This is a genomic window from Wohlfahrtiimonas chitiniclastica (genome assembly GCF_002252325.1).
In the GTDB taxonomy this organism is placed as follows: domain Bacteria; phylum Pseudomonadota; class Gammaproteobacteria; order Cardiobacteriales; family Wohlfahrtiimonadaceae; genus Wohlfahrtiimonas; species Wohlfahrtiimonas chitiniclastica.
Genome location: NZ_NEFL01000004.1, coordinates 12,880 through 33,648 on the forward strand (window position 1 = coordinate 12,880; position 20,769 = coordinate 33,648).

The 20,769-nt window shown below is 45.1% G+C and carries 5 protein-coding genes; 2 read left to right on the forward strand and 3 right to left on the reverse strand.

What is annotated here, in order from left to right:
* Position 1: 1 nt before the first annotated feature.
* A complete protein-coding gene (gene mfd, locus B9T10_RS09375) occupies positions 2-3,370 on the reverse strand; it encodes a transcription-repair coupling factor (RefSeq protein WP_094538337.1) in 3,369 nt (1,122 codons plus the stop codon).
* Between the two features lie 154 nt (positions 3,371-3,524).
* Between mfd and rlmKL the strand changes: the two genes are divergently transcribed.
* The gene (gene rlmKL, locus B9T10_RS09380) at positions 3,525-5,726 is read left to right on the forward strand and encodes a bifunctional 23S rRNA (guanine(2069)-N(7))-methyltransferase RlmK/23S rRNA (guanine(2445)-N(2))-methyltransferase RlmL (RefSeq protein ID WP_094538338.1); all 2,202 of its coding nucleotides are present in this window, start codon (positions 3,525-3,527) and stop codon (positions 5,724-5,726) included.
* A gap of 89 nt (positions 5,727-5,815) precedes the next feature.
* On the opposite strand, the gene B9T10_RS09385 is transcribed toward rlmKL, so the two are convergent.
* Entirely contained in the window at positions 5,816-19,264 is a 13,449-nt protein-coding gene (locus B9T10_RS09385; protein WP_143695673.1) for an ESPR-type extended signal peptide-containing protein, read from the reverse strand.
* Between the two features lie 223 nt (positions 19,265-19,487).
* A complete protein-coding gene (locus tag B9T10_RS09390; RefSeq protein WP_008315958.1) occupies positions 19,488-20,057 on the reverse strand; it encodes a YagU family protein in 570 nt (189 codons plus the stop codon).
* Between the two features lie 252 nt (positions 20,058-20,309).
* On the opposite strand from B9T10_RS09390, the gene B9T10_RS09395 reads away from it, so the two are divergent.
* The gene (locus B9T10_RS09395) at positions 20,310-20,762 is read left to right on the forward strand and encodes an SUF system Fe-S cluster assembly regulator (RefSeq protein ID WP_008315959.1); all 453 of its coding nucleotides are present in this window, start codon (positions 20,310-20,312) and stop codon (positions 20,760-20,762) included.
* The last annotated feature ends 7 nt before the right edge of the window (positions 20,763-20,769 follow it).

Genomic DNA, 20,769 nt, shown 5'->3' on the forward strand with positions numbered 1-20,769 from the left:
ATTATGGCGCAAGCTTTCCAATCAAATGCAGCACTGTCTCAATGCGCAGTGCCTCCTCTTCTAATGGAAAACGATAACGCAGCACCTCTTGCCCTTGCAATTGGTAAAAATCAGGCTTTTTCTGAATCAAATCCACCAATGTGCGTAAATTGATGTTCGGTTTCGCGCCAAAGACAATGCGAATGCCTTCATTGTTTGCCTCAATTTTTTCAAGATTCAGCGGCGCAGCTTTTAATTTAATCTCTGCAATTTTAAAGAGGCGTTTCGCCTGCTCTGGCAATAGCCCAAAGCGATCAATCATCTCAATATGAATGTCATTTAACGCACTCATATCTTCAGCGCTCGCGATGCGTTTATAAAGGGACAATCGCGTCGGAATGTCCATAATATAATCTTCAGGAATGAGCGCAGGCAAACCCAGCGTCACTTCCATGCCTTGTTTAAAGGGTTGATTGACATCCAGAGTTTCGCCGCGTTTAATCGCTTCCACCGCGCGGGTCAAAAGCTCCATATACAACGAGAAACCCATCTCCGTAATCTGTCCGCTTTGGGATTCCCCGAGCAACTCGCCTGCGCCACGAATCTCTAAATCATGGTTGGCAATCATAAAGCCTGCGCCCAATGTTTCGGTTTCTGTTAAAGCTTCAATGCGTTTAATGGCATCTTTAGTCATCTCACGCGCTGGCGGTACAATCAAATAACAGTACGCACGCTGATGAGAACGCCCAACGCGACCGCGCAACTGATGCAACTGTGCAAGCCCAAGTTTATCCGCGCGATTAATGATCATCGTATTGGCATTGGGCACATCAATCCCTGATTCGACAATCGTGGTGCACAATAACACTTGAATGCGATGATGATAAAAATCGAGCATCACTTGCTCAAGCTCCGCCTCTTTCATCTGACCATGGGCAATGCCAATGGTGATGCCGGGCATTAAGCGCTCAATCGTGGCTTGCATCAACTCAATGGTGTCCACTTCATTGTGCAAAATGTACAATTGCCCACCGCGTTTTAATTCGCGGTTCATGGCTTCCACCATTAATTCATCATTCCATTGATTGACAAAGGTTTTGACCGCAATGCGCTCCACCGGCGGCGTTGCGATGATGGACAGTTCCCTCAACCCAGACAGCCCCATATTCAACGTGCGTGGAATGGGCGTTGCCGTCATCGTCAGTAAATTCACCTCTGTGCGCAGGGATTTGAGTTTCTCTTTATGTTTCACCCCAAAGCGATGTTCTTCATCGATCACAATGAGCCCAAGATTTTTAAAGTGCACATCTTTAGAGAGAATTTTGTGCGTACCGATCACAATATCAACTTGCCCCTCAGCGAGGAGCGCAAGGGTTTGTTTGGTTTCTTTGGTGCTTCTAAAGCGCGATAAACCGGCAATTTTGACAGGCCAATCGGCAAAGCGATCCATAAAATCTTGGACATGTTGCTCAGCTAATAACGTCGTTGGTGCCAAAACCGCCACTTGATAACCATTCATCACTGCCATGAATGCCGCGCGCATCGCCACTTCTGTTTTCCCAAAGCCCACATCCCCACAAATGATGCGATCCATTTTACCCACTGTTAAGTCACTTAAGACATCATCAATGGCGCGCTGCTGATCGGGCGTCGTTTGAAATGGGAAGCTTTTGGCAAAATCATCATATTCCGGCACAATCGCCATGCCGTGGGCTTTTTGTAATTCTCTACGGGAATAAATGTCTAGCAATTCTGCAGCCGTGTCATGAATCTTTTCAGAAGCTTTTTTACACACCTTCTCCCACTGATCCGAGCCCAACTTGTGCCACGGCGCATTCTCTTTTGAGCCACCTGTGTATAAAGAGAGATCATTTAAATCCGTGATCGGAATGTATAAGCGCCCATTGCCTTTGTATTCGATCACAAGGAGCTCATTGTCATCAATGTTATCAAGCCCCACATAGCGACCGACGCCATGCTTTAAATGCACGATGGGATCACCCTCTTTAAGGTGATCAATGCTCGTGAGCATTGATTTCACATCCACCGTTTTTTGCTGTTTCTTGCGCCCTGTTTGCATGGGCACGCCAAGGAGCCCATTTTCCGTCACAATGGCAAATTGATGATCATAACGAAAGCCTTCACTCAGCGCGCCCACCATCACAGCAAACGGCGCGGGATTTTTTGCAAACGTCACAAAATCATCAGCAATTTTCGGCGAGAGCGCCAAACTTTTTAAGCGCTCTAACAGCATTTCACGGCGGCCATGCGTCTCTGTGGTGATGATCAACGCATTGTCTTTGTGTTGCGCTAACCATTCTGGCACTTGATTGATCTGCGTGATTGCCGGCGCTTCATGTGTAAAAGTCACTTGAATTTTAGGGCGCTGACTCAATAACTCTTCAAGCCCTAATACATTCAAATATAAGCGCATCGGCGATAATAGCGGTTTTTTCACATCATGACGATAACGCTCATAGCGGCTATCGATGAGTTTTTGAAATTGCTCGCCACTTTTAAACAATTCAGGATAGAGCACAAATGTCGTGTGCTCCGTCAAATAATCAAACAACGTCGCTGTTTTATCAAAAAATAGGGGCAGATAATTTTCAATACCTGCGGGCAAATTGCCCTGCATGATCTCTTGATACAGTGCGCATTTTGTCGTATCGACCTCAAATGTCTCTTTAAATTTCTTCTCAAAACGTTCAAGGGCAATTTTGCTCATTTCAAATTCACGGGCTGGCAAAATCGAGAGTTCGGTCAATGTTTCAAGCGTGCGCTGTGTTTCTGGGTCAAACGTGCGAATGGTTTCCACTTCATCATCAAACAATTCAATGCGAATGGGCGATGCAATGCCCATTGGAAAAAGATCAATAATACCGCCACGAATGGTAAATTCACCGGGCTCCATCACTTGTTTAACATGTTGATAACCGCTGGCTTCTAGCCCTAAGCGCCATGCTTCACGATCCACGTGATCATTGGGCTTTAACAATAGACTGTGACCATCTAAAAAGCGCGGCGGCGCAATGCGTTGCATCAAGGTTGGGATTGTCACCACAAGCGTATCAATCAATCTTTGACGCAAGCGTGCTAGAGCCGATAAACGCGCAGAGATGATGTTCAACTGTGGGGAAAAGGCATCATAAGGCAAGGTTTCCGTATCAGGAAAGAGCACCGCATGATGATCAAAAAACGCCAAATCCTGCACCAAGCTTTCTGCTTGCTGCATATTCTCCACAATGACCACCAAGGTTTGCGTGCTATTTTTTGCGGCATTTTGCAACTGATGGGCAAACGCGGCGCCATTGGCCACAGACCAATCCACCGTTTTGATCGTTGAAGGTACCGATGCTGAATCAACCACAAATGCTTTTTGTTTAGCCATAATCTTTTTTGAAGTGTGATGAAAGCATCATTGTCAGCGAATTGCCCTATGAATACAAGTGAAAAACTCATGATTCTGCACGTTAAATCAGACAAGTTGCCCAATCTTTCGTTATAATAATTTGTTGAATACAAAAATTTATGGTGATTGATACATGTCCTCTTTTTTTATTACTTGCGCACAAGGCTTAGCGCCCTATGTTATCGATGAACTCGCAGCTTTAGGCATCGAATCGACAAGCGATGCAACTGGCGTGCGCTTTGAAGGTGGACTCAAAGAGGCTTATCAAGCACTGCTCTGGACGCGCTGCGGTTCTCGTGTGTTATTGCAGCTCAAAGCAGGCTCGATGAAGGATTTAGACGATCTGCATCGTCAGCTCTCAGGTTTTCCGTGGTCCACCCACATGTCAGATCGAAGCACATTTGTGATCCAAGTGACCACAAAGCGCGCCCAACACATCCACACACAATATGCCGCGCAGCGCGTGAAAGATGCGATTGTGGATTATTTTGATATGACGACAGGCGGCCGCCCATCGGTTGAAAAAACAGATCCTGACTTGCGTTTTTATGTGCACATTCAAGACACAGCCTACACGCTCTATTTAGATTTAAGCGGCGAACCTTTACACAAGCGCGGCTTTCGTACAGAGCAAGGCGTTGCACCGATTAAAGAAAATTTAGCCGCTGCCCTTTTGTATCGCTCAAAATGGCCAGAGAAAGCTAAAGAACATCAAGATTTTATTGATCCATTGTGCGGCGCAGGTACCATTTTGATTGAAGCGGCATTGATGGCGCGTGACATTGCGCCCGGGCTTTTCCGCCGTAGTTTTGGCTTTGAAAACTGGCGCGGTCACAATGAACACACTTGGGGTGAATGCATTAAAATTGCCAAGCATCGCGCTGAAGTGGGCGCAAACACCTATCAAGGCAAACTCTATGGCGTTGAGCGCAATGCACGCATGATCGGCATCACCAAAGCCAATGCGGATCGCGCAGGCGTTTTAAAAAACATGTCCTTTGCCCATCAAATGTTTGAACATTTTAAAAAACCTGCGGACATGTCCGAAAAAGGTTTGATCGTCACCAACCCACCATATGGTGAGCGCTTAGGCGAAAAAGAAGAGCTCAAATCCACATACATTGCCCTTGGCGATTGGCTGCGTGCTTATGAAGGCTATGAAGCAGGCATCATCACCTCTGATGTGGAGCTTGGTAAACAAATGGGATTGCGCGCCCGTAAAGTCAATAAATTTTACAACGGTGCGTTAGAGTGCGTGTATTTGCAATTTGCCATCGAACCACAATATTTCGTGGATCGTAAAGCGGCTGAAGAGCGCCAAGAGAAACGTGATCATGACGAGATCATGAGTGAAGGTGGCATTGACTTCTTTAACCGCCTCACCAAGAATCGTAAAAAATGGGAAAAATGGGCCAAGCAAAATCATGTCATGTGTTATCGCACTTATGATTCTGACTTGCCTGAATTCAATGTCGCGATCGATCGTTATGATCAATCTCTGGTGATTTATGAATACAAAGCCCCAAAAAGCATTGATCCTGAAAAAGCTGCCAAGCGCTTAGAGAAAATCAAAGCGATTGTCCCAATCGTCTTTAGTGATTTAAAACCTGAAAACATTCACTTTAAATTGCGTGAACGTAAAAAAGGCACCGAGCAGTATGAAAAAGAGAATGCCCAAGGCGACTTTTTTGCGGTGGAAGAAAACGGTTCTAAATTCTGGGTGAATTTGGTCAATTATTTAGACACAGGCTTATTCTTAGATCATCGCAATGTGCGCAAAATGATCCAAGAGAAAGCCAAAAATACGAATTTTCTCAATCTGTTTGCTTACACTGGCAGCGCAAGCATCTTTGCCGCTGCAGGCGGCGCAAAAGCAGTCACCACGGTGGATATGTCTAAAACCTATTTAAAATGGGCAGAAAATAACTTTGCCCTCAATGGTTTTAATGGCAAAGCGTATCAATTCATTCAAAAAGATGTTTTAGAATGGCTCACACAAACCGCCGCCCACATCGAAGCCTTACCTTTGATGAAAAAGCGTGATGCACGTTATGATTTGATCTTTATGGATCCGCCTTCGTTCTCTAACTCAAAACGCATGAGCGATGTGTTAGACATTCAGCGCGATCACATTCGCCTCATCAATGACGCGATGACATTGCTGACTAAAGAGGGTTTACTCATCTTCTCAACGAATTTGCGTAACTTTAAAATGGAGCCTACATTGTTTGAAGAGTATGACATTCAAGATGTTTCACGTGAAACATTGCCAATGGATTTTGCCCGTGATCCAAAAATCAGACAGTGTTATTTGATTCGCCATAAAAACGCATAAGCCAGTCACATCATCAGATGTGGCATGGATAATGCATGCATCACAACCATAAAAAAAGCCCCTCAAATGAGGGGCTTTTTGTTCACCGGTTAGAAGGTGTATTTCAAGGTGAGGCTTGCACCGTAATCTTTCGCTTTATGCTTGCCTTGACGATAGTTTGCATCCACAGAGAGGGAGAAGTTTTTATCTAAACGTGCACCCACACCCGCTTTTGCTTCATACATCAAGCCACCTTTGTAGCCTTCATTGCGATCATTGTTGTGATACACAACTGCTCGAGTATCATCATACCAAAGGTTCATACCCGCATACGGTCTGATGTCGCCATCTTTTGGATAAATGAAGGCACCAACTCGACCGACCACATCCCCTTTCAAGGATTGTGAAACACGCGTACCACCGACATCCACATAATCTTTCGCACTGAAATCTAAGTACGTGATTTGTGCTTGTGGCTCGATCACAAGGTTGTTGCCTAAGTCAATCGGGTAACCCCCTTGCAATGTGAAGCTCCACACATGTGAGCGATACGAATCTTGCGGATTGCCTTCTGTGGTGATCTTATTCTTATAACTACCATAAGAGAGAATACCATCCACATATGGCGTCAATGGATTATTACCATCTGCATACCATGAACCGTAAATACCGTAAGTTTGACCGGTCACTTTACCTTTACCATGGCTGCCTGAAATGATGCTGTGAGAATCAGACTTCGCTTCCATCGTACCGATGAACACACCGAGCTGCACTAAACTATTGCCCGCACGCATGAGCTGATCACCACCGAAGGTGGTGTTGTAGTAATCATAATCATAGTGCACAGTGCCACCCGATGTGCGGCCTTTGTGTTTACCGCCTGCCGTTGTGTTCCATAAACTGCTGTCTAAGAACACAGCATCTTCACTCGATGAACCGCCTGCTTGTAAACGTGACAATGAACGTAAACCGCCCGCCCCATTGATCAAACCGCCACCAAAACCAGGGCCACCTAAACCAGGCACTTGCGATTGTGTTGTCGAGCCAGTATTGGACAAGTTGTTACCGGTATCTGGGCGCGTGGTTAAAGATTTTAAGAACCAATCTTTATCCGCTTGCGTCAATTGATACTGATAAGCACCTTGCGTCACTAAGTTACCTAACGTGAAGGCATGGGCATCTGAACCGCCTGTACTGATGAGTTTCACACCGGCATCATCCACTGTGCCAAGTAAACCTGAGATGTCATACACCGTCACTTTCGTTTGGCCGCTGGCATGTCCTGTGATCACCAATTGATCCGCATTCACTGTTTGACCATGACGTGCCACATTCATGTTCAGTAAGCCATTTTGACCCACATAGTTACCATGGATCACCAAGGCATTACCCACTGCTTGACCTCGCAAATCAATGGTGTTGGCATTCGTGAAGTTGCCTTTGACCTCTAGCGTCACCGGTGAAGGTGCTGCCACAGCTTGCATGCGCATTTGACCATTGCTTGAAGCAGGGCGACCCACTTGCACCAAACCTTGGTTCATAAAGTCACCTTGCATGGTGCCTGTACCATAGAAGCTTGCGCCCTCTGCGATGCTGACTGAGTTGGCTTTTTGCGTGGTGCCATTGAGATCAAAGAATGTACCTTGCTCTAAAACTAAGCGATTGGCATTGCCTAACGCCTCATTGCCCACCACTTTCAAGCCACCTGAGATGACAGTCGCATCACCACTGAAGGTGTTTTTGCCAGATAAAGTCACAGCATTATTGGCAGCATCATTATGGATTTCAATGCCACCTTTGCCGCCGCGCTCACCAATATTGGCCGTCAATGTATTGTTACGACCTTGCACACCTTCAATCGCCACAGTGTTGCCATCTAAAATGGTGAGGTCTTTCATTTGATAGCTCACATATAAACCATCTTCATTCGCACCTGTACTTAAACCATAATCAAATGAACCTTCTGCCACCACTGTGTCTGTGCCAGTGGCCACTGTACCCTTGTTTGTCAAATTCAAAACACTTGGCGTGCTGATCTCAGCGCCTTGATCATCTTTAAGTGTCAAGGCCAAATCGCTGGTCAATGCACCTTTAACCCCATTTTTTGTGGCCAATAATTGGAAGGCAGGCTCGCCCACATTTAATTCAATGAGGCGATTGCCTTTCACGGATGGATCTAATGTATGCAAGAATTTCTCAACCGTGATGCCACCTTTTTGCTGACTCAAATCTAAGGTATCAACATGCACCACGTTATTTGATTCAATCACTGCCCAATCTTGGTGTACACCATTATTGAACACCAATGAACCTTCTTGTAAATGCAGTTGATCTAAATGCACATCCCCTTTGTGATCCCCAAAGTTCATTTGTGCATCTTTGTTGATGTTCAAAGTGGCATGTCCTAATGCATCGGCGCTGCCATCTGTGAGGGTGAACTTCGTGTTCTCTAAATTCACAGTGCCTGCAAATTCATTGCCCACGTGCTCACCTAGCGTGAAGTCACCGCCATTACCCGTCACATTGAATGAACCTTTACCTTTCAAGCGATGGTTAAATTCGCCATCCTGACCATTTAAGACAGTGTCTTGATCACGCAAATTAAAGCCAATGTCATCACCGATGGTCACTTTGTCACTGTCAAGTTTGGTGCCATTTGTGAAGATTAAATCACCACTGCCCCCAACTTTTGCCGTCAATTGATCATCTTTAAAGCCATCTAACACCAAGCCACTGGTATCATCGATCATCACATCTGTGGGTGATCCTAAGCGTGCATTGTCTGTAATGCTCACTTCACTGCCTTGATTCAAATTGATTTGGCCTTTAAAGTCCGTATTTTCTGAGGTGATGTTCACTTTGCTGTTGTCAAAGTTGATATTGCCAGAGCCTTTGATGGTTTGATTCATCTCATGGCTGGCATTGTCACCTGTGGGCACATCAATGATGGTTAAATTAGAAGGCTGACCCGATAAATCCACCACCGTATCTTTGCCACCTAAGCGGTTCATATCATTACGGATGATGAGATCACCATACTCAGTCACACTGATTTCACCGCCAAAGCCTTGATTGTCTCCAGCCAATTCCACTTTACCTTGTGTGGTGTTTGGCGCAGCTTCAATCGTGATGTGACCTTTACCGGTGATGCGATTTTTCACAGCATTGTCATCAACTTTATCACCTTGCAACGTTAATTCGCCGCTGTTATCAATCGTCGCACCGCCTAAGCTACCGCCTTGCTCGATGGTCACAGTACCTTTATCCGCAATGTTGACGTTCGTGCCTTTGCCTAAATCGTCATTTTTGCCCTTCACGGTAAAGCCTGCATCTCGATTGATGGTCAATGTACCATCGCCTGTTAAGCCGCCGTCTGAAGAGGTTGAACCGGTGTCTTTAATCACCAACTCACCACCGCCAAAGTCCACTTTACCGGTATTATTGAAGTTTTTATCCACCTCAACTTTACCTGCTGAACCATCCTCTTTTTGACCAATGATGAGGGTGCCTTTAGGCGCATTGTTGTTGAAGTTGCCTTCAACCGTCATCTCCCCACCCCCTAAATCAATCAAACCATCATTGTTCACATCTTTATTGACAGCAATGTTGCCGCCACCTGTGGTGATGGTACCAGTATCATGGTTAATGATGCTGCCATTGTCCACAGAGATGTCACCGCCTTCAGTTGTAATGGTGCCAGCATTATCTAAATCACCATTGTTCACCACCACATTGCCGCCTGGCAATGGTTTGCCTTGTGGATCGGTCATACCGCCCGTGTTGATGTCGCTGCCTTTATTATTCGTTAAGGCATTGTCGCCGGGTTGTACAGGTGTACCATCTGGTTTTGTACCCGTCACCGTCACATTACCGCCACCGGTATGAATCGTACCCGTGCTTGGCTGGCCATCTTTATCACCATTGATTAAGATGCCACCCACATTCACATCGCCACCTTTCGCCGGCTGGCCATTGTTATCCACAATGGTATGGCCTTGATCATCTTTCGGTGCAGCAGTGTCCACTTGACCTGTATTCTCTAAATTACCGCTAGATGTGACTTCACCGCCCCCTGTGGTAATGGTGCCTGTGTCGTGGTTTTTGATGTTGCCATTGTCAGTACCCACCTTACCACCTTCTGTTGCAATGGTGCCGTGGTTGTCAATGTCGCCATTGTTCACCACAACATCCCCACCTGGCAATGGTTTGCCTTGCGGATCGGTCATGCCACCTGTGTTGATGTCACTGCCTTTATTATTCGTTAAGGCATTGTCACCAGGTTTCAAATCTGTACCATTCTTATTACCTGCAACCGTCACATCACCGCCACCGGTATGAATCGTACCTGTATTTGGCTGACCATCTTTATCGCCATTGACCAAAACGCCGCCCACATCCACATGACCACCTGGAATTGGGTTGCCATTGTTGTCGACGATAGTGTGACCTTGATCATCTTTCGGTGAGGAGGTATCAATGTCACCTTTGTTGTTCAAGTCACCGCCTGCAACCACTTGACCGCCGCCTGTAGTGATGGTGCCATCTTTCGAGTTCCCAGTACCTAGATCAGTGTTATTGATGTCTTTTCCTGCGATGACATCGCCACCTTTTTCATTCGGTTTAGAGGTATCAATCTCACCTTTGTTGTTGATGTTGTGATCACCGCCGGCTTCAACTTTCCCACCGTCAGTGATGATGGTGCCGCCTGGATTGTTATTGATGTCGCCATCATTCGTTGTGGTATTACCCCCACCGGTATGAATGCTGCCATCATTGGTCAGTGTCGTATCTTTACCACCCACCGTTACATCACCGCCACCTGTGGTAATGGTGCCTGTGTCATGGTTTTTGATGTTGCCATTGTCAGTGCCCACATTGCCACCATCTGTATTGATGGTGCCGTGGTTGTCAATGTCGCCATTTTTCACCACCACATTGCCGCCTGGCAATGGTTTGCCTTGCGGATCGGTCATACCACCTGTATCAATATCGCTGCCTTTATTGTTCGTTAAGGCATTGTCGCCGGGTTGTACAGGTGTACCATCTGGTTTTGTACCCGTCACCGTTACATCACCGCCACCGGTATGAATCGTGCCTGTATTTGGCTGACCATCTGGATCACCATTGACCAAAACGCCGCCCACATCCACATGACCACCTGGAATTGTATTGCCATTGTTATCGACAATCGTATGGCCTTGATCATCTTTTGGTGAGGATGTATCAATGTCACCTCTGTTGTTCAAGTCACCGCCTGCAACCACTTGACCGCCGCCCGTGGTAATCGTGCCATCTTTCGAGTTCCCAGTACCTAGATCAGTGTTATTGATGTCTTTTCCTGCGATGACATCGCCACCTTTTTCATTCGGTTTAGAGGTATCAATCTCACCTTTGTTGTTGATGTTGCCATTATCCGTGCCAACATTACCACCATCGGTGATGATGGTACCACCAGGGTCATTGTTAATGTCACCATCGCCTTTATTGGTCACATCACCGCCGCCGGTATTGATGGTGCCACCATTGTTAGTATTACCATTGCCGTTATTGGTCACATCACCGCCGCCAGTATTGATGGTACCGCTTGGCTTATTGTCAATGTCACCTTTGTCGGTTTCAGTGTTGCCGCCACCCGTATTGATGGTGCCACTGTTATCAACACCGCCATCACCCCCTGAAACGGTGCTGCCACCTGTATCAATGTTTTGATCTTTACCGTTATCTAGACCATCGACAAACGTCAATTTTTGATTGCCGTATTTGGCGTATAAACCTTTACCCCCTTGGCCATTTTGTGTGATCAATTGATCATGTCCTAGGAAATAGTTTTGATCCACCAATACCTTACGGCCACCCTCTAATGTCACCGTATGTTGCACAGGTTTTGTCATGTTATCGATGTGTTGACCATTGATGATCAAATCCAGTGTCATATCTTTTTGACTGATGCTGATATTGCCAGAGGCTTGGCCTAATTGATACAAATGCGTAGGCTCTAACAACTGTTCTAACGTAATGCCATCTGTGGGCGTTGTGGTTGTCCAATCCTTTTTCACTTCAATGGAAACCGTGCCGTTGTTCAAGTTAAGATTCTCCGCAGTGATGATGCCATCAGCGCGTTCAGGTGAATTGCCTTCTTCAAAAATCAAGTCACCACCATTGACCGTCACATTTTTGTGCGTGGTGTCTTTAAGAATGGTCACTTCAGAACCTTTCTCTACACTCAAGCTACTGCCTTGCAGTTTTGTGCCATCAACGGATAATTTGCCAGATTCAACCAACAAAGTGCCTTTAAAGTCATTGCCCACTTGATCGCCGATCGACAATTGATTGCCGGCTGCACTGAGTTTTAATTCACCCTCACCAGATAATGCTTGATTAAAGGTATAATCGCTTGTTTTATCAATGTTCGTGCGACCATCTTTGGCAATTTGTAATTTTGCAGTGCCTAAATCTGCTGCATCTGAGACATTCAATGTGCTGTTTTGCATCACATTCAATTGCCCATTGCCACTGACTTTACCGCTTAACGTTGAGTCGCCCTTTGTAAAGCTCAATGCATGATCCTGCAATGATACATCACCCGCTGCCGTTGTTTGACCCACGGTTAGATCAGCGCCAAGCGCCAAAGTTGCACCTTCTTTGATGTTCAATGAACCTTGCTCACCAAAGGCTTGACCATTTTTCGCCGTCACAACACCCCCCACTAAAGTGGTGCCACCGGTGTAACTGTTTTGCCCACTGATGGTCAATGCTTGCTGTGTTGCATCAAAAGTGGCTGCCCCTTGTCCCGTCATGGTGGTGGAAAAATCTTGCGTTTTCCCTTGTTCACCACGAATGGTAAGGTTTTTCTGATCTAAAATATCGATGCTCGATAAATGTGAATCTAAGAAAAGACCATGTTGATTTTTCTGTGCCGTGCTGATGCGATTGCTATAGACCGCATTGGCAACCTGCTCACCGGCTGCATTAATGGCTGTACGGGTGTCAGTCTCTGTCCCTGCGGCCATATTTTGACCATTTAATGCAATGTTTGCTTGACTGATGTCGAGCGCATTTTTTGTGGCAATGAACTGTAACTGTTTACCGTCAGAGGCCAACTCAAAGAGCGATTCAGTCTCTGCATCAATCGCCCCTGTACCATCGCCAAAGCCTTTGACCGTCAAATCAATTGTGCCGCCATCAATGGTGAGCGTATCTGTGGTGAGTAAACCTTCTGCTTGACCCGTCGTTGCATCCCCGCTTAATTTCACCGTGCCTTTTTTCACAGCAATGGTTTTTGCAGAAGCATCTGCGGCTACGGTCAATTGACCCTCAGCATCTAATACAACATTCGCATTTGATAAGGTTTGCGCATTCTCTTGATTCAATGCCACCTGACCATTGGCAATCGCTACGGTACCCGCAAAGGCATTGCCCACATTTTCACCTAAAGCAAAATCACCCTGTTGCGCATTGATGCTTACTAAACCTTCACCGGTTAATGCTGAGTCAAACCCTGTCGTTTCAAGGTTTAATGTGGCATTTTTATCCACATTCATGCCCACAGTTTTGCTGAACTGATCTTGCTTTTTAATCATCAATTGACCATTGTCTTTGATGTTAACCTGTCCATTGCCCGTCACTGAGCCTTGCAACTCACCCACCGTACCGGTGATGTTCAATGCACTTTGATCCCCTAACTTCAGCTGTGCTTTGCCTAAATTTGTCGCGCCATTAATGCTCACAGCTTTTTGTGCTTGAACATCCATTGTGCCGGTAAATTCGGTATTTGTCCCAGACAATGCCACAGAGTCATGAATGTTAATATTCCCCTGACCACTGAGGTTATTGCTCAATGTTTCAACTTTACCAACACTCAAAGTGCCATCGATGACAAAATCACCTTGACCTAAGCCATCTTGAACATTCAAATTCAATGCGCCCGTATCTTTCACAGTCACATTTGCAGCTAAGCCCTGATTGACAGTATTTACAGTGGCTTCCCCGCCTGAAATGATCAATTGACCTTCGCCAATTAGACCTTGCAATTGACTGTCATCCGTAATCTCTAATGTCCCTTTTTCAAGGGCAACCGTGCCATTATTGTTCAGCTGATTGATCTCTTGTGTTTTACCGCCAAGATTCACCACCGCACCTTGAGCAACATCTAAATGCGCAGCTTCACCAAAAGCATTGTCTGCAATTAAGGTGACCGTGCCGGCCGTCACTTTAGTATCACCTTTATAGGTATTCCCAATGTTACCAAACTGCATGTTCGCCTTTGCAGCATTTAACACCAAGCCACCTGCGCCCGTGACTAAGAGTTCAACTTTCTCTTTTTCTGAGCCAGCCGTTGATGCCATTGCGAGATTTTTACCGGCATAAATGTCCACTTGATGCAAACCAGAGGTGATGAATAAACCTTTTTGATCACCATTTTGCGTTGCAGCGTTGCTGGTGTAATCCACAACGCCCACCACTTCATCATTTTGCTTAACATTGACACGAGTATTTGCACTGTTTTGATCATCGTCTAGCAGGACTTTTTCACCATTGATTTCAATGGCCAAATCCTCTGCTTTTGTCACTTGATCTGCAAACACCAACTGCAATGTGCGATCTTTAATGCTGCGGCTAAAGAGATCTTCTTCGCTTAAATTGCCGCCATCATATGGAATGTTCGGTTGCCCAGGCTGATAACCCTCTGCCTCCACCTTCACCAAACCACCTTGGTTCAACACCAAATCCGCCACTTGTAAAGTGCCGCTTTCTGAGGAGTGATCATTGATTTTACCGGTGAAATGGAGCACACCTCCATCATTTAAGGTAAAGTTTTTCGTTTTAGTCACACCTTGACTTTCCACGCTGATCACTGAACCTGCATTCGCGATGATGTTTGCATTTTGCACGATGGCATGATTCGTTGGGTAAAGCGTGAAATTCGCATTGTTAATGTCAAAAGTCCCGGCAAATTTCGTGCCCACTTTATCACCAAAGGTGAAGTTCTCTTTATCTGCATCGACCTTCACAATCCCGCTGCCGGTCAACGCTGAATTAAAGGCATCATCCTTGAGATTCAATTGACCTTTTTCACTGACATTCACCGTCAAAGTGTCCGCTAATTTGCTAGGATCTGTGAGGGTGATTTGATGCTGATCGGCAACATTCACAATGCCCGTACCGGTCACATTTGTCTGCCAATTACCTGTGTATTGCGCATCCACCACGCCATTGTCATTGACCTCAATCTGTCCTTTGCCCAATTGCTGAGCATCCGTGACCGTCAATGTACTTGGCACTTGATGCACACCTTGCACTTTATAAATACCGCTAAAATCTGCGTTATTACCTGTGAGTGTAATCTGACTGCCATCAGCAATCACCACATCACCACCACCGCTGAGCACCTGCTTGAGAGCACCACTGATTTTATTGAGCACCAAATCGCCTTCTTTGGCAATCTCAATCTTCTGACCATTGCCCAATTGTGGCAAACCCGACACCGTCAATGTGCCCGCTTGATCAATGTTGATGTTACCTGTGAATGCCGCATTATTAGAGGTCAAAGTCACTGCTTTATTGATGTTCAACTGCCCTGCACCACTGAGCTGATTAGCAAGCGTTAAATCACTGTTCGCATTGAGTGTACCGGCAAGTGCCATTTGTCCTTGACCCAAACCATTGTCAACATCTAGATTTAACGTACCGGTTTGATCAATGGCGATGTTTGCCGTGAGTCCTTCATTCACCGTCTTCACTGTACTGACGCCTTGAATGGCCAATTGACCGGCACCCGTCACACCCGCAATGTCAGTATTGCCCGTGATTGTCAATGCCCCCTGATTTAAATTTAGGCTGCCTTCGTTGTTTAATGTGGTGATGGTTTGCTGCTGACCATTCAAATCCACCGCAGCATCTTTAGCCACTGTCATGGCACCCACACCAAAGCCCTCTTTTTCAGCAAGCTTCACTGTGCCTGCTGTCACTGTTGTGCCACCTTGATAGCTGTTGCCTTCATGACCAAAATTCATGGTGCCTTTTGAGGCATCTAACGACACGCCACCTTCACCGGTGACTAAAGTGTTAAAGGTTTTATCTTTAGATTTTTCCGTTGTGGCAATGGCAATATTTTGATCCTTCAATGCTTCCACAGAGTGTAAACCTTGCGTCACAAATAATCCGTGCTGTGTGCCCTGCTGTGTGCTGATGCCATCACCATAATGCACCTTAGCCACCGTTTGGCCATTTTGTTTCAGCATTTTAGTGGTGTCAATTTCATCACCTTTCGTCACATCCACAGTTTGACCATCAACCATGACCGCAGTTTTATCGAGCGTCACAGCTTGATTTGATGTGATCAAATTGATACTGTCAATACGACCTGTGCCTTGATCAAACAGCGTTGCTGCATCCACTTCTTGCCCATCAGTGATTTGTGTGCCAGAGGCAGAATTATCGCCTAGCGTAATGTTGATTTGTCCCGCATTTAACTTCAATGCATCCACAGACAATTGGCCATTGGCCTTTAATGTTGTCGGATTGGCGCTTAAATTTAAGTTTGCCCCATCGTTTAACGTGACGGTTTTTGCAGTCACATCTGAAGAGACCGTTAAGTTTGCCTGATCATTCAACGTCAAAGATGCTTGACCAAACACCGCACTGTTGCTTTGATCAATTTCCATCTCTGAACTTGTGATGTCAAACTCACCTTTAAAGCCTTTCCCGACATTTTTTCCTAAACTGAATGTTTGATTTCTACTATCAATGGCCACCACACCATCACCGGTCAGCGCTTGATTGAAGTTTTTACTTAATAATTCTTGCAGCGTTAATGTAGCACCTTTTGCCACATGCACCGCACCTGTCCCTAACACCCCTGAGTTTTTCACCAGCACCTTGCCATTATTGATCACCGTGCCGCCGGTGTAACTTTGTGGGTTGAGAACGTCTAAATTCCCCGATTGATTGATCAGCTGCCCCTGACCTGTCACACTTCTCAATGCGGTGGTGTGATCTTTGCCTAAATCGAGAATCAATTGGCTTGCAGAGTTGTTGATGGCCACGTTACTGTCTAAAACCATCGCCGATTGACCATCCCCAAGGCGTAAATGGCCATTTTGAATGTTCAGGGTGCCAGAGGTTTTGATATTGCCCACCAATGTGGTTGTGGTGCCTTTTGTACCATCACGCGTCACGCCAATGGCATCGACAATATTGCCTTTAAATGTGGCATCACCACCGGTAAATTTCACAGTGGTTTTATTTTTTTTACTGCTGAGGGTGACATCGCTGACTTTCGCTTGATCCGTGATCACCAACGTACCATCTGACAGCGCCAATGTACCTTTTTGCCCTAATACTTGACCCGAGATCTGACCACCATTGGCAATGGTTTGTGTATGTCCTGCCAAATCAAGGGTTGCACCTGTGGCAACGTTCAACTGTGAAGTTTTACCAAAGCTTTCGTTAATGCCACTGATCACTTTGCCTGCGGCAATATTCGTTGCACCTGTATAAGTATTCGCCTTGGCAATTGTCAATCCTGCTGCGTTGCCATAGAAATCAAAATTCTTACCCGTTAATAACGCATTCATGGTTTGCGCACCCGTTAAATCTTGCGCGCTGATTTTGGCTTTTGAGCCACTGTTGAGGGATGTTAAACCCAATGCTAAATTAATGCCGCGGTCTGTGACTTTCACATCCCCCGTGCCATAGTTTGCCGTCAAATCCTTCGTGCCATAGCCATTGTCTAATACGACAGATATGCTGTTGCCCACCACAGGTTTGCCATCTTGACCATAAAGCGCAACTTCAAGCGCCTGTCCAATACTGCTTTTTTCAACATTGGTGGCTTTAATGATGTCCATGGGCTGTGCATTATTGCTTTGCGCCACTAAGTTACCCGTTTGGTTAAAGCTTTTATCATCAATCGCCACTGTCAATTTAGGTTGATTGCTGACACTTAATGTATTGACTGACAATTGAGAACCTAAGGCCACACCGATTGTACCGCCATCTAATTTAAGGTTGCCAGCGATGCCCTGTGGACCTTGATTGATGTTCAACACACCTTTGTTTTGCACCACCAATTGCGCACCGGCTTTATTGACCAAAGATAAATTGTTTTTTGAAGCATCCAGCGTGCCTGAATTCAATTGCACTTGGCCAGTAAAATCATGCCCTGTGGTTTTTGCTACAGAGAATTTCAATGTCGGATCCGTTAAATTGATCACCACATTGCCACTGCCTTTTAAGACATTATTAAAAGTGGTCGCAGTGCCTTTTGCTAAGGTGTATTGACCACCTTGTTGCACGTCAACGTACCCGGTGCCTAAATCACCAAAAGTTTTTGTGGTGACCATGTCCCCCTCTTTACCACGAGAGATCAATTCACCATCGGCTAAAATCACATTGACATTCTTGCCAATGGTCATCCCACCTGAAAATGTATTTGCCGCTGAAAACGTGACATTTGCCAAATTTTTAGCAGTGTTCACCACCGTGATGACACCTTTTTGCCCATCAACATCACTCCACACATTTAAAAATGCTGCATCGTGACCATTGGCATCTAATGTATTGCTCGCATCATGGGACAGTGTGAACTTCTGACGCTGATTAAATACATTCGCAGCATAACCGAGCGTTTCAGGCTTATATAAACGCAAGGTGCCGCCTCTAAAATCTGGGCGCACTTTAAAGTTTAGATCATAGCTGTCCCAAGCCGTAGAGCCACTCCCGCGTTTGACAATGTCTTGCAAATCTGCGGGATTGGCAAATTCACCGATGACACCCCCTGGACCAGCGCCCTTCACATCACTACCCACATGTAAAGTTGTGGTGCCTTTTAATAAACTTGAGCTTTGATCTGGTTTATGTGTCGAGAACCATAAGGTATATGCATCACCATTGACAAGGTCGTCAAACAATCCTGGGCAGGCTGTGGTATTTTTTGCAGGATCCGTGCCACAATCTAGATCACTTTTATTGAGACCAAAATCATTCGGTGTGACGATGCGGTCATCACTCCCCGGAGCAAATGAATTATAATCATCATCCCCCACCATGCCATTTTCTGAAGGCACTTTAGGGTTATAAGCCCCATCATAAATCGCCATCACGCCATCCACAGGGGATCGACTCTCTAAAAATGAGTACTCTTTTGTAAGATCATTCGCAGTTGCTGAATAAAATTCAGGTCTGAACAATACCGTGGCATAATTATATAGATACCCGCCATCCTTCACTGATTGAGTTTCTAATTTTGCAGGATAAAGTAAAGTGCTTGAGTTTAAAGCACGGTGTTTAAGTTCGACTGAACCACTTTGTGTATTGCTCGAGCTGAGGTTATATTTAATTTGCTGATTTGTATTAAATTTTGCCTGCGCCGTTAATGGTGCTACCAATAATCCCGATAAGACTAAAATTTTCCACAACGCATTGAATTTAAAGCCTTGTGATGGCAATGCATCACTGACGGTCACACTGCTCGTTGCCCCCGAACTTTTTGCGTATTCACTTGCCACAACTTTACGCTGTAATTTTACACTCCAGATAACCTTAAATATTTTATTCATGTTTAATACCCATGTTAATTAATGAAATTACAAAGCATAGTTTTATTATTATTTAAACTTATATTAATAAGGGTATTATATTTATAATAAAACTAAAAGCTTTTCCAATAATTTTCTTATATTAAAATCGGTTATTGTTATTTATATGCCTGTATATTTAATTAATTTTATTAATCTTTCATTAAAAAAGCCGCTTTAACAGCGGCTGATCATCCATGGAGGGTTAAGCTCGATCGATCCACATACCTTTAATTGGGCGTGCTAAGACGGCTAATACAGCAATCAAACAGATTTCAATGGAGACTGACCAATACACATGGCCTAAAATTTCACTCCATAATTCATAGCCATTTAAGTTCCACAGCCAACCCACTTGCCCTTCAGCATAGGCAGGATTCCTAAAGCCCAATAACGGAATGAAAAAACCATGCATCACAATCGTGATCACTAAACCGTACATTGCCCCGTACCACATACGAACGCGTGGCCAGTAAGCAGACATCAAAACGTACAAGAAGGCAAAGGCGAAACTAAAGAGCCAATGATAGAGCGTCACAGCACCCGGCACTTGCACGCCTTGATAGACATAATCTAACGAATGAGAATTAAAACCCATCCAACTGAACCAAGCATCAAGGTGCGCACCTGGCGGTGAGATTTCTCCTGGCATGCGCGGCGGCATGTTCACTTCCGAGCCCCATTTCACCAAAGAGCTCATAAAGCCACCCACCAATGTTGTCCAGATGATCACTTTTTGATTGGTTTTGTTGCGTAACACATCACAATTTTTCATAGGATTCTCCTGATTATTCATCGTTAATGATGTTGCCTCATTATTATTGCGCCTCTTTTTTAGCCGCTCCAATCAATTTTTTCTATGCGCTAGAGAATTTGTATATAATGCTCTAAGCGATGCGGTTGACATAGTACACGCCCTCATTGCGTTTATTAATGATCCCGATTGTCATTATTAGAGTACAAATAGAACGGAAACAGTGCTATATTATTGGCATCTTAATCTTTAAGCGGGAATTTATAAATTTCAATGTTAAAAATCACACGGGAAACAGATTATGCTCTGCTCATCATGACCCACCTAGCTAAACATGATGATGCAAAAAGTGCCTCACAGATTTCAAGTGAGTGTCATTTGAGCCCTGCGTTCACCAGTAAGATTTTGAAAATTCTCACCAAAGAATCATTGCTTGCGTCTATTCGAGGATCACAAGGCGGTTATCTTTTGAATAAAAAACCAGAAGACATTTCACTCCTTGAGATTTTAGTGGCCATTGAGGGACCGATGTCCATCAATGACTGCGTTGGGGATCACTCAGCATGTGAGCGATCACAGCATTGTGAACTCACCTCCCATTGGGCGCTCATCAATCAAATTCTATTGCGCGAATTTTCAAACATATCCTTGGCTTCTTTGGCAGCACTGCCTCATAGAGAGCGTCAAAGAGAAGTTGTCATTCCCATCACAAAAGTTACTGTTTAGAGAGTTA